The organism is Blautia sp. CGZ-1-C1, from assembly GCF_056504575.1.
Window position 1 is genome coordinate 1 of record NZ_JBWLUT010000026.1, and the last position, 12,199, is coordinate 12,199.

General features: G+C 48.0%; 13 protein-coding genes and 2 pseudogenes. 2 read left to right on the forward strand and 13 right to left on the reverse strand.

Annotated elements, in window-relative coordinates; all coding sequences use genetic code 11:
• The 5 genes and pseudogenes from AC058W_RS01265 to AC058W_RS01285 form a co-directional block, all read right to left on the reverse strand.
• Window positions 1–701 (reverse strand): annotated as a pseudogene (locus tag AC058W_RS01265) (ABC transporter permease); the annotation flags it as partial.
• 12 nt (window positions 702–713) lie between these two features.
• Window positions 714–1,379 (reverse strand): ABC transporter ATP-binding protein, encoded by a 666-nt coding sequence (locus AC058W_RS01270; protein ID WP_479389597.1) that lies wholly within the window; start codon window positions 1,377–1,379, stop codon window positions 714–716.
• A gap of 155 nt (window positions 1,380–1,534) precedes the next feature.
• Window positions 1,535–2,821, reverse strand: a complete 1,287-nt coding sequence (locus tag AC058W_RS01275; protein WP_479389598.1) for a sensor histidine kinase — start codon at window positions 2,819–2,821, stop codon at window positions 1,535–1,537.
• Window positions 2,818–3,528, reverse strand: a complete 711-nt coding sequence (locus AC058W_RS01280) for a LytR/AlgR family response regulator transcription factor (RefSeq protein WP_479389599.1) — start codon at window positions 3,526–3,528, stop codon at window positions 2,818–2,820. Before AC058W_RS01280 ends, AC058W_RS01275 begins: the two co-directional genes overlap by 4 nt.
• Window positions 3,529–3,532: 4 nt before the next feature.
• Complete coding sequence (locus AC058W_RS01285; RefSeq protein ID WP_479389600.1) at window positions 3,533–3,706, reverse strand: helix-turn-helix domain-containing protein; 174 nt, start codon at window positions 3,704–3,706, stop codon at window positions 3,533–3,535.
• A gap of 171 nt (window positions 3,707–3,877) precedes the next feature.
• Here AC058W_RS01285 and AC058W_RS01290 point away from each other — a divergent pair, with 171 nt between their 5' ends.
• Window positions 3,878–4,234: a helix-turn-helix transcriptional regulator gene (locus AC058W_RS01290; protein ID WP_479389601.1), complete on the forward strand. Its 357-nt coding sequence runs from the start codon at window positions 3,878–3,880 to the stop codon at window positions 4,232–4,234.
• Window positions 4,235–4,339: 105 nt separating this feature from the next.
• Here AC058W_RS01290 and AC058W_RS01295 read toward each other — a convergent pair.
• A pseudogene (locus AC058W_RS01295) lies at window positions 4,340–4,648 on the reverse strand (tyrosine-type recombinase/integrase); the annotation flags it as partial.
• A 25-nt stretch (window positions 4,649–4,673) separates the two neighbouring features.
• On the opposite strand from AC058W_RS01295, the gene AC058W_RS01300 reads away from it, so the two are divergent.
• Window positions 4,674–5,048, forward strand: coding sequence for a helix-turn-helix domain-containing protein (locus AC058W_RS01300; RefSeq protein WP_479389602.1), 375 nt, complete (start codon window positions 4,674–4,676; stop codon window positions 5,046–5,048).
• 55 nt (window positions 5,049–5,103) lie between these two features.
• Here the strand turns inward: AC058W_RS01300 and AC058W_RS01305 are convergent, their stop codons facing one another.
• Genes AC058W_RS01305 through AC058W_RS01335 form a run of 7 tightly spaced genes read right to left on the reverse strand, consistent with a single transcriptional unit; the run spans window position 5,104 to window position 12,198 of the window.
• Window positions 5,104–5,418: a hypothetical protein gene (locus tag AC058W_RS01305; RefSeq protein WP_479389603.1), complete on the reverse strand. Its 315-nt coding sequence runs from the start codon at window positions 5,416–5,418 to the stop codon at window positions 5,104–5,106.
• A 19-nt stretch (window positions 5,419–5,437) separates the two neighbouring features.
• Entirely contained in the window at window positions 5,438–5,821 is a 384-nt protein-coding gene (locus AC058W_RS01310; RefSeq protein WP_479389604.1) for a metal-dependent transcriptional regulator, read from the reverse strand.
• 24 nt (window positions 5,822–5,845) lie between these two features.
• Complete coding sequence (locus tag AC058W_RS01315; protein WP_479389605.1) at window positions 5,846–7,579, reverse strand: ABC transporter ATP-binding protein; 1,734 nt, start codon at window positions 7,577–7,579, stop codon at window positions 5,846–5,848.
• 3 nt (window positions 7,580–7,582) lie between these two features.
• Window positions 7,583–9,397 (reverse strand): ABC transporter ATP-binding protein, encoded by a 1,815-nt coding sequence (locus tag AC058W_RS01320; RefSeq protein ID WP_479389606.1) that lies wholly within the window; start codon window positions 9,395–9,397, stop codon window positions 7,583–7,585.
• 2 nt (window positions 9,398–9,399) lie between these two features.
• Window positions 9,400–10,878, reverse strand: a complete 1,479-nt coding sequence (locus AC058W_RS01325; RefSeq protein WP_479389607.1) for an ABC transporter ATP-binding protein — start codon at window positions 10,876–10,878, stop codon at window positions 9,400–9,402.
• 10 nt (window positions 10,879–10,888) lie between these two features.
• Window positions 10,889–11,590 (reverse strand): energy-coupling factor transporter transmembrane component T family protein, encoded by a 702-nt coding sequence (locus tag AC058W_RS01330; protein ID WP_479389608.1) that lies wholly within the window; start codon window positions 11,588–11,590, stop codon window positions 10,889–10,891.
• On the reverse strand, window positions 11,587–12,198 hold the full coding sequence (locus AC058W_RS01335) for an MptD family putative ECF transporter S component (RefSeq protein ID WP_118630320.1): 612 nt from the start codon (window positions 12,196–12,198) through the stop codon (window positions 11,587–11,589). Before AC058W_RS01335 ends, AC058W_RS01330 begins: the two co-directional genes overlap by 4 nt.
• Between the last annotated feature and the right edge of the window lies 1 nt (window position 12,199).

Here is a 12,199-nt window from a genome sequence, read left to right on the forward strand (position 1 = left end):
ACATCTTCCAAATTGCTGTCGCTGTATAGGTCGATATGGAGCATCACCGTTCCTAATACCTGCCCGTTTGCCAACTGTTCCACTTGGTCGATACCTGCACACTGGCTTTGAACAAAGGCTTCGGAAACCCATGCCATACTTGCCATAGCAGCAGAATTTCCATCCCAATAGCCGGAGAGGGTAAAGGTGCTGGTGGTGATTTCTTCCCCGTTTAAGTCCTTACGCCATTGCAGGGTGATTTCCTGCCCCAATTCATAAGGCAGCCCCATTTTATCAAGGGTAATAGTGTCCAAAGCAATCTCATTTTCCTGCACCGGCATAGTTCCCTCGGTGGGATAGGAAAAGCTGGAACGGGCATAGTTTTCATCCCCATAGCGGATTTCTACCTGCCGCCCGGTCAATTCCTTGTTTTCAGCAATTCCAACCACAATGCTTTTGCCAAAGTCCCGGACAGCTTCATGGGTGGTGATCTTCTCCACATCCGCGTCCGTCATGATGCCGGAACTCAAATGGCTGTTATATCCGGCCTGCTGAAAATTCATGTTCCGCAGGTTTTCAACCATGCTCTGTGACAGGACAAACAGAGATGTAAACATTACCGTTGTCAGAACAATGGCAAAGATGGCAACCAGATTGCGCGTTTTGTTTGCCTTGAAACTGCGGTTTGTCAATATGCGTATCATTGATTTTTGTCTTTTCATGGTATCACCGCCTTACTCTGCAATCCGTCCATCTTCGATATGAATGGTACGATCTGCCTGCGCTGCAATTTCCGGGTTATGGGTAATCATTACAATGGTCTGATGAAATTTCTGGCTGGTGACTTTCAAAAGCTCGATCACTTCATCACTGGTCTTGCTGTCCAGATTGCCGGTCGGCTCGTCGGCAAGGATGATTGCCGGTTTGCTGGCTAAAGCTCTTGCAATGGCAACGCGCTGCTGCTGGCCGCCGGAAAGAGTGTTGGGCATATTGTAGAGCTTCTTTTCCAGCCCCAGCAAAGCCACGATCTCTTTGATAAATTTCTGATCCGGCTTTTTCCCGTCAAGCTGGATGGGCATAACGATATTTTCATACACATTCAAGACGGGAACCAGATTGTAGTTCTGAAAGATAAAACCGATCCGCTGGCGGCGGAACACAGTCAAGTCCTCGTCTTTCAGCTTGCCCAGCCCGTAATTATCTACTCTGACAGAGCCGGAAGTGGGGCGGTCTAATCCCCCCAGCATATTCAGCAGGGTTGACTTGCCGCTGCCGGATGTGCCGATGATGGCAACAAACTCGCCCGGCTCAATGGAAATGCTCACGCCGTCCAGCGCCTTAACAATATTCGGCTCGGTGCCGTATTGCTTTGTCAGTTGTTTGGTGCTTAAAATACTCATGTTCTATAACCTCTCTTTGCTTTTTGTGTTTTTTCTTCATTATATCCGGGCAAAAGAAAGGCACAATGGAAAATGCGTAAACTAACATCTACAATGAAAAAACTAAGTCTGCACAAAAAAGAAACGCCGCTTCGTGAAGAAGCGGCGTCAATCTGTTAAGGAATCGGGATCAGGATTTTCAGCAGGTAAGTTCCATCCCCCTGATGGAAGCTGCACTGTCCGTCGTATTTTTCAACGGCTTTTTTAATATTGGGAATACCAAAGCCATGTACGAAACGATCTTTCTTTGTGGTTCCCTCGGCTGGCCGTGTCCCCGGTAAGGTGTTGTTTTCCACCGCGATAATCAGCATATCCCGAACACGCTCGGCCTTGACAGTAACCAATCGTTGATCTTCCGGCAACCGTTCGCTGGCCTCCATAGCATTGTCGATGGCATTGCTGAAGATGGTGCTGATGTCCAACGGCTCTATGAAGTCCATACCCTTGAAATCAACCAAAGCCGAGAAATCAATCTGCTTTTCGCGGGCTTTTGCTGCCTTATCCTTTAGAATGATGTCAAGAAACTCGTTTCCTGTATGCACATAGTCCTCATAGTCTGCAATTTGAGAGCGGAGCGTTTCGGCCATCTGCCGGGTTTCTGCTGTATTCTGCCTGTTTTCCATGACAAGCAGGTGGTTTTTCAGGTCGTGGTAGATGGAACGGACACGTTCTTCTTCGACAATGCGCTCCTTGTAATAATCCCGCTGTGTTTCCATCTGCTGTACTCGGTATGCTGTCTGCATGGAATCATAGATATAGGCTGCCAGATACATACAACTGAAACTGGAAAAAATAGAAGCCCCACAGATGGGATAAACAATCACAGTATTTTCAGGCATAAAGTAGATAATTGTGAAGATTGCCACAAATGAGGCAAGAATCAGCATATCAATAATCAGCCATGTCTTTATGTTCAGATGGGACGGAATTTTTTCCAAAAACCTCCGCAAAACCAACCATGCACCAATCCAGAACATAAGTAACCGCAGCAAAAGGGACACCGTATGAATGGCTGTACTGGTGAGCATGAGTGTTGAGGATTGTAAAGCCTCCTCATAACTTGCTTGGGTTACGATTTTGAATAATCGACCCCCGGTGTCAAGCATTAAGTAGTTAATGGCAATGAGTGCCGGATAAAAAACAAGTATGACCGATAATTTCTCCATGAATGTCCCGCGATAAAACAGTAGAACATAGAGAAAAAACAAAAACATTGTACCAAACAGACTTCCAGCATCATTGGAATAGATAATGGAATCAGCTAAATAGCCACAAATCAGAAACGCTATAACTTTTAGTACCACATTTTTGCGGAGAGGAAGAAAGGATTTCAAAATAAGAAAGAAAATCGCTGTATATCCCCATGCCAATAAAAAAGAGAGAATTTCAAAAAAGCGGATCATAAGAAATTCCCCCAATAGTCCGTCAGCCGTTCCATAAATTCTTTCCGTTTGGGCTGGCTGATGGGAATGACCTCACCTGTAATCAATTCAATATCCAGCTTCTTGATGCCTTTCACATAGAACAGATTGACAATATAGCTGGTATGGCAGCGCACAAAGTCTTTGTCGCAAAGTTCCCGTTCCACTTCTTTCATGCTCTTATAGCAGATAATATTTTCCTGCTCGGTATGGAACATCAGATTGCGGTTATAGGTTTCAACGTATCGAATGGATTTCAGCGGCACTTTATATTTGCCGGTATCGTTGGTAATCACCAGAGAGGGGGTATCTTCTTTCTGGCTGCGCTCCACAAATTTGTCCATTTCTGATTTGAGCCGGGCATATTTCATGGGCTTAATGATGTAGTTCGTCGCATGGTATTTATATCCCTCAAGCCCATACTGTGTCAGAGTAGTGAGAAAAATAATACCCACGGTTTCGTCCATCTGCCGGATGCGCTCGGCAGCATGAAGTCCGTCTACCATCTTCATTTGAATATCAAGAAAAATCAGGTCTATGGTTGGATCGTATTTCTCGATTAGCTCCATACCGTCATAGTACGGGGTAATCTTTATGTTCCGTCCTGTTTCCTTGCTGTATTGGTTCAGTAAGTCGGTCAAATACTGAACAAAGTCTTTTTCATCATCACAAATTGCTATATGCAGCACTGTATCACCTGCTTTCGTTATACCGTCTGTCCTTTGGCTTCTCTGCCTCCTTGGGGATCAGCCAGACACCGGCCATTTTGACAGCACCGGGGATGCGTCCATCGGTGCAGTAATAATTTATCTGACGGGACGAAACGCCCCATTTTGCGCTTGCCTCTTTGAGCGTCATGTAATCCATGTTCACACCTCCGACAATTTATTTTATTATATTTCATTTGCTCGAAGAATACAAGCCCGCAACCATGCTGTTAAAAAAAGAAAATCGGTATAATCATACTGGCAAACCGGAATGATAAGGTTATTCCTCAAATTGAACCGGAACGATACAATATTATTGAGGTGAACGATAATGCCGATTGACGATTTAACCGCCTTGGGAGATGCGCTCCAAGCAGCACGAAAACAAAAAAATCTGACGCAGGAACAGCTGGCAGATGAATCCCATGTTTCTACCAAACAGATTGCCGATATTGAGAAAGCCAGGAGAAATCCTTCTTATCTGATTTTGAAAGCATTGGCAAAGGTGGTTCATCTTTCACTGGACTCGCTTATGTACCCGGATCTCTCGCCGGACGAAGCAGGGCAGAATGAGATGAAGCTACTTTATATGAACTGCCCGCCGGAGATGCGGGAAACCTTATTGCAACACACTCGTGGATTTACAGAGGAACTAAAGGAGCTTTCCAAGAAACTTGAAACAAAGTAGGCCAGTGAGCGAAATTTGAAGGTTTCGTCACTGGCTTATTTTATTCCTACGGGAAGAGCGAGACATCCTTGCCTCGCTCCTGCGTTGTTTCCTGCTTTTATAATGTTATGCCTGTGCTGCATCCCACTGGGCAAATGCACCACCCATTGTTCTTACCAGCTCATCCGGTCTGTTGTATTTGACCTTTGCGTAAATGTCCATCGTAATTTTACTGCTCTCATGTCCCGCCAGGTATTGAACCGTTTTCGGGTCTACGGACGAATGAATCAGATTCGTAATGTATGTATGCCGCAGCTGGTGCGGCGTCACTTCAAAATCTAAGCTGTAAATCACTTTTCCGTTATGTGCTGCCTTTTCACCGAGGACCGGCGTAACCGTATGCTTTACACGCTTTCCATCCTCGTAGCGATAAAATATGATTAAGGAGACGATAGTGCCTATGGAACTGATAAAAGAGCTGGGACGAAGAATACAAAAAGCGCGTAAGGAAAAAGGACTGACGCAACAGGAACTCGCAGATCAGAGCCATTTTTCGCTGAAGCACGTTCAAAGCTGTGAAAGAGGGGTAAGGAACCCTTCCTTTGAGGTTCTGCGTGCTTTTTGCAAAGTCTTGAATTTATCCTTGGATTCCCTGATGAATCTCGATTTGCCAGAAGATGAGCAAGCCGCCAACGATATGCGGCAGCTTTACCTTTCGTGCCCTCCGGCTGCCAGAAAAGTGCTGTTAAACTCGACCCGCGCGTTGGCTGATGAGCTGAAAGAGATGGTAAAGACAGCTGGGGTTGATCCAGATGAACATTTAGAGGATAAGTAAGCTGGTGGAGGAATAACAATCCTCCACCAGCTATTTTTTTGCCACTATGCGGCGGTCATATTATCGGGCCGTTCCCAGCAGACGCGCCAGTTTCTTCAGTCCGCTGCATCAGCGCGGCGTACACTTCCTCCCGTAGCTGCTTCTGCTCCAAGATTTCCTCCGGGATGAGCGGCCGGTTGAGGGCATCGTTTTCAATGCCATCCTCCCGGTTCAGAGAGTAATGGGCCTTGTGCCGGAACTTCCGGCGCTCGTAGGCAGCATCGTCCTTCTCCTGGCCCCGGATTGCCGCCAGTACTTCCTCGGCCACGTCCACAAAGACATCGGTTTTATACACATCGGGATACAGTTCCCGAAGATTGATCTTCTGCATTATGTACCTCCATTTCGATTCACAGGTTGATGAGTGAATCGAAATGAAGGCGGTGAGCGGCACCTTTCGGGGAAATTCCCGAAAAAACGACAAGCAAAAGCGCCAGCATCCGAAGAACGGCAGTCTTGGGGTCAACGCCTGCGGCGATAAGCTGCTCAGTAAAGAAGCAGTGACGCTTATAGATTTTTTCAGCCACCTCGCGGCCCACATCGGTCAGATGGAGAAAGTGATCTTCGTCCATCGTAAGAAAGCCGCCGTCTTTCAAAGTGTTTACTGCCACACATACGCTTGGCTTTGACACTCCCATGTGCCGGGCCACATCTACGGAGCGCACCATACCCGTTTTCTTATGGAGAACAAGGATGGTTTCCAGATAGTCCTCCCCGGACGCACGAAGTTTCATGGAACATCTCCCTTCTAAAACAATTTACACAGCCCAACCAAGACTCTCCTGTTGGATATGGAACAGTTTATGGTACAATCCGTTCTTTTTCATCAATTCATCATGTGTACCGTGTTCCACCAGTCTACCGTTATCAAGAACGAGAATTTGGTCGGCATCCACAACGGTACGAAGCCGGTGAGCAATCATAATGACTGTCTTACCCTCCACCAGCTTTGCAATGGCCCGCTGGATTAAAACCTCGTTCTCCGGGTCAAGAGATGCTGTTACTTCATCAAGAAGAATAATCGGGGCATCTTTCAGCAGAGCGCGGGCAATGGAAATCCGCTGACGCTCACCACCAGAAAGAGTGCTGCCGTTTTCTCCAAGGACAGTCTGATAACCGTCCGGCAACCTCTGGATAAATTCGTCACAGTATGCCGCCTTTGCCGCCGCCATGACCTGCTCCTCGGTAGCGTTCATATTGCCTACACGGATATTGTTAAAAACAGTGTCGTTGAACAAGGTCACATCCTGAAATACAAAGGACATACAGCGCATCAGGTGTTCCGGTTCAATGGTGCGAACATCCATACCACCAATGGAAATCAGACCTTTTCTTACATCCCAAAAGCGGGCAATGAGTTTGGAAATTGTGCTTTTGCCGCTGCCGGAAGGCCCTACCAGGGCCGTTACGCTGCCAGCAGGAATAGAAAAAGACACATCCTTGATAACATCGTCCTGGTTATATCCGAAAGTGACATTTTTCAGTTCAATGTCATACTTGGATACATCCTTATCCTCGCCCTCCATAGCGGGCGTGGTCAGCAGGGTACGCATACGGTTGGTGACAGTCTCCAAATGAAACAGAGAAGTCAACTGTGAGAGAATGGCAAGGATCGGGCCGTAAATCTGCGTGGAGAACATGAGCAGCACCAGCAGAGGGAGCAATTCGATTTTGCCGCCGGTTATCAGCACCGTTCCAATGAAAATAGTAATGCCAAGCCCTGCTTGCAGGATCAGGCTGGCTCCCTGAACCAGAATACCGGAGGCCAGTTCCACTTTAATGGCGATTTTTTTCATGGCCTGGAGTGCTTTATCCAACGCATCAAAGCGGGAACCGCCAAGACCACAAGATTTGATGATCTTAATACCTTCCAGGTATTCCTGAATCTGGCTGGACGCCTCCAGTTTCACATCCACCTGTTTGTCAAACAGATGAAGTTGCAGCTTGCGCCCGCCCAAGATGATAAGGAATGTAACCGGCATCGTGCAGAAAATCGCAAGGGCCATGCGCCAATCAAAAAACGCCAGACAAATACAAGTCAGAGTAACAGAGATTATATTCGCAATCAGCGGCGGGATGGTACTGCTGAGCATGGATTCCATGCTGCTGCAATCCGCCATCATGTTTGTGGTAATGTCGGACAAATCCTTTGTGTTAAAGAAGCTCATGGGGAGCTTGCGAAGACGCTCCGCGATCCGAAGTCTGGTCGTGCTGGCCTCCTTATAGGAAGCAATATAGGTTTTCCTATAATCGTTTTTCGCAGCCAGAAACACCAGAATAGCCGCCACCAGCCCCAAGCCGAGCAATTTCCACAATGCGGCCCACGAAATTGTTTCTCCAGTAAATGGCTTTAACAACTCCCAAAAGAGCAGGCAGGCTACCATAGACGGAAGCAACAGCGCAATATTAGTTATTGTGCAGGCCGTAATCGCTTTTTTCAGGTCGGAGTAGCCTTTCTCCGACAGCATTAACTTTTCTTTCAGCTTACTCATAGATCACACCGCCTTTCCTGTGCCAATTTTCCAGTTGATCGACTCCGTATAGCTGCTCCACATCTGCGCGTATTTTCCGTCCTTCTTCAGCAGCTCGTCATGGGTGCCGGATTCAATCAGACAGCCCTTTTCCATGACAAGGATCTGGTCAGCATTACGAATCGTAGACAGGCGATGGGCGATCATTACAACCGTTTTATTCTGAATCAGCTTTTCAAAGGCTTTTTGAATCAGGTACTCGTTCTCCGGGTCACTGAACGCAGTTGCCTCGTCCAGAACGATAATGGGCGCGTCTTTTACGATAGCCCTTGCAATGGCAATCCGCTGGCGCTCACCACCGGAAAGATGGACGCCGGTGCTGCCGATTACAGTCTGATACCCGTTCGGAAGCTGCTCAATAAATTCATGGCATCTTGCAGCCTTTGCCGCCGCAATCACCTGTTCTTCCGTAGCATCTGGATTTCCCATACGGATGTTATCCAGGATGCTCTGCTTGAACAGGAACGTATCCTGAAATACGAAGCTGACCTTATCCATCAGCGCATCCAACGGAATGTCCCGAATGTCAACGCCGCCGATCTGAATACTTCCGTCCGTCACATCATAAAACCGGGAGATCAGGCTGGCGATGGTACTCTTACCGCCACCGGAGGGGCCGACAATGGCTGTCACCTTGCCCTGATCCGCAAAGAAAGAAACATGAGACAGGGCCTTGACCTGGGAATCGGCTTCGTAGGAAAAGCTGACATCCCGGAAAGCAATCCCATAGTTTTCGATTGTTGCCGCCGTACTCTTTTCGGGCAGGGCCGGGATACGCAGGATTTCATCCATACGCTCCACGCTGCCGTCAATCTGCGTAAAGGACTCAGAGATATACATGATTTTATTCAGGACACCGGAAATCGCATGGACAATAATCAGGTAGAAAATAAATGTCAGCGAATACTCCCTGAAATCCGTAGTGTGCATCCCGATCAGAATGCCCACCGGAATCAAAAGCAGATAAATATTGTTGATGATCGTGGTAAAAGCAGGCATACAGTTTTGCCAGCCCAATGCGTACTCCAACACAAAAGAGGTATAGTCTGTAATGGATTTGCCCAACCGCTTAAAGGAATCGGCGGTCTGATTAAATGCTTTGATCTCCGACATACCGCGCACATATTCCACGGAGGCGCTGTTCATGTTTTCCTGAGCGGTCTGGAAACGGTGCATTTTTTCCTTTGCTTCTCCGTTGAAGCCTGCAAACTGCACAATAAAGGCCAGAACAATACCGACCAGACAAACCACGCCATACCGCCAGTCAATTCCAAGAAGAATGATGACCAGAACAAGCGGTGCGACCAGCGAGGCCACAAAGTCCGGGAGCTGGTGAGCGATGAATTTCTCAACGCTTTCAATGTTTTCGTCCATGATTTTTCTCATTTTGCCGCTGCCCAGGGTCAGATGATACCCAAGGGGAATCTGCATGATGTGGTCGGCAAAGGCCACCTTCAATTCATAAAGCGTTCCAAACGCCGCAACGTGGGAACACAACAGGGCAAAAAAGTAAAATACGATGTTCCCCAAAATTCCAGCCAGGGCCAGCCATCCCCAGGTCGAAATCGTGGAAACATTCAAGAGCGACATATCCGGGTAAACAAACAGGATTTCCCGAATGATGTAGTAGATTGATAAGTACGGTACAAAAGAACAGATCGCAGCCAGCGCCGCCAAAAAACCTGCCAGGAACACCAGCCCTTTATGGCCGGAAGCCAGCTCCAGGCAGCGTGCCAGTCCGGTTTTCGCTTTCGGCTGCTTCTCGTTTTGCTGTGCCATTTCTAACCCTCCTTTTTGTCATATCCAATTTTGTCTAAAAGAAGCTCTGCGCCTCTGATTTGAAAATCATCGGTAATGCAGCCGTTCTCCAGGCGTATTGCCCGCTCACAGCAGGCAAGCGCACACTCCGCGTCATGGGTAATGACGATAATGGTGCGCCCCATCTTTGCCAGCTTGCGGATCATCCGGCTGACATTCCGCATATTCGTACCGTCCAGCCCGCTTGTCGGTTCATCCAGTACGATGATCGGCGCTTCGTGCATTAGAGCCACGCCAAGAGCCAGCCGCTGCTTTTGCCCTCCTGACAGCGTAGAGGGATGCTGTTTGATGAATGGCGTCAGTTCCAGGGCCTCCAGGATTTCTTCCGCCGCTTGTTTCCGCTCCGGGTTGACTTCTGCGCCGGTAGTCAGTTCGTCAAGCAAATCCTCACCGAAAAGCTGGCTGTCTAAATCCTGGGGAATGTACCAGACCTTTCCCAAGCGGCCTTTCGGTCTGCAATGCTTTCCGAACAAAACGACTTCGCCGGATTTCTCTTTCAATAGCCCTGCCAGGATTCGTCCTATGGTGCTTTTGCCCGTCCCGTTAGGGCCAATCAGGGCTACCACTTCTCCCTTGCAGCATTGAAAGTCAATATCCTTTGCCACAATCGTCTCACCAAAAGAGTGGTTCAGCTTTTTCACTTCCAGAACAACCTCGCTGGTTGCCGCAGATGGGATTTCCGCCTGCTCGATCTGGTGCAGGTCAGGAGTGCGAAGCCCCAGCACCCGGATCTCCTCATTGGACAGGGCTTTCATCTGCTGCGCGGTAAATTCCCGCACAATTTTCCCTTTCTGCACACACAGGAAGCGGTCTGCCAGATCCATCAGATAATAAAGCCTGTGTTCCGCTATGATGATGGTTTTTCCCTGCTGTTTCAAATCGCGGATAATGTCTGCAAAGCGGTAGGTAGATGCAATATCCAGATTGGCAGACGGTTCATCCATGACATAGATTTCCGGGTCAATCGCCTCCGCAGACGCAATCGCAACTTTCTGGCGCATCCCATAAGACAGGCTGTGCAGACTGTGATCCAGAATGTCCTGAATTTTGATGTCCGCCGCCGCCCGGTGAACATGGCTCTGAATGTCCTCATGGGAATACCCGTAGTTCTCACAGCCGAAAGCAATCTCACCGGCTACCTCATTGGCAAAAAACTGGCTCCTGGGGTCTTGAAATACATTCCCTGCGATTTTGCCGCGCTCCCAGGACGGAATCTCTTTCAGCGGTTTTCCGTCCACAAAAACCTCGCCGCTTAATTTCCCCTCGTAAAAGTAGGGGATCAGGCCGTTAATCACTCTCGTCAAAGAGCTTTTCCCGCTCCCTGATGGGCCAGTCATAACAATGACCTCCCCGGCGGCAATATCTAACGATATATGTTCCAGTTGATTTCCGTTCCCGCCATAGGAAAAGGTCAGGTCACGGATCATAATTTCTTTTCCCATTCCATTCCTCCTATAAAAGACAGCAGCACACGGCAGCTCCCACGCTGACAACAATCAAAAAGTAATCCAGCGCAGCGATCCGGCTGACATAGTAGCTTTCTTTCTTGTAGGGGCTTTCAATTCCTCTGACAATGGCAGAAGCGGCTAACTCGTCCGCAATCTTTAAGGAGCGGAACACCATCGGAACAATGGCGTATTCCAACGTGTCCATCGGATGCCTCAAAACATTGCCAACCGATTTTAAGAAGCCACGGATTTTCATGGCTTCCCTGACTTCTCCAAATTCATGCAGCACAGTCGGAGCAAAGCGGAGCATGACGATCAAAACAAGCATGATACGGGTGGGGATAGGCATTTTCCTCAAGTTGGCCGTCAGTTTCCCGGACGGAATTTTCGCCAGAAGATAGGCTGGCATAGCGGGGAGCAGCAGCTTGTAAATCATGCTGAGTAACAGCGGTGACGGGATACTGATCTGATACTTTGTCTCGATCATCAGCCATACAATCGCTACCAAATAGACCGCAAAGCATCCAATAGCCTGCTTATACAAGCCGAACCAGCACAGGATCAGAAAAATCCAAAAGGTAAAAATCCCATGTCCCCAAAAACTCGTGGTAAGGAAAGTCACAAGGCAGGCGCACAGCGTCAGGAAAAGAACTGTGCGCCCGTCAATCCGGTCAATCCGCCTTTGCTTTTTTTCTCCGGCCATCATCCTACAATGCCAGCTTTTTGGAAATGCTTTCTGAGCAACCGCTGGCCGAACAATGTACCAAGAATTGCAAGAACCGCAGTAATGACAACACCCAGAAGCATCAGCGCCGGAGAAGTCACCATAGAGAGCTGCATATTCAAGGTATTTGCATCAAAACCGCTGCTTGCTGCCATTTCCTGATAGCTGTCCCAAGACCACCACAGCGGTACGGCACAGCCTACAAAATTTCCGATTGAGTTGACCATCCAGCCAATTCGGTTGCGAACTGCACTTCGGTATGTATTCTTGCCAACCATGCATAACTCGGCAATGAGGGCTACAATCAAGAAATAGGGAACCAAGAACATATAACCCATAACACCTTGGATTAGTCCATAAACCGTAGCCCAAGCAAACAACAATCCGTGTTTGTTAATGCGATTTGCCGCAACCAAATAAAATGTTGCTCCAATAAAGGCATCAATACCAGCAGAGCCGTATAAATATACTGCTGGGAAAGGCAATGTAACCATACTAATCACCATTGCAATTGCGAAATTGATGACCATCATTGCGGCAATCGTCATAATATCGCGAATGCCAAACTTTTTCTTCACCGTTTGTTCCATC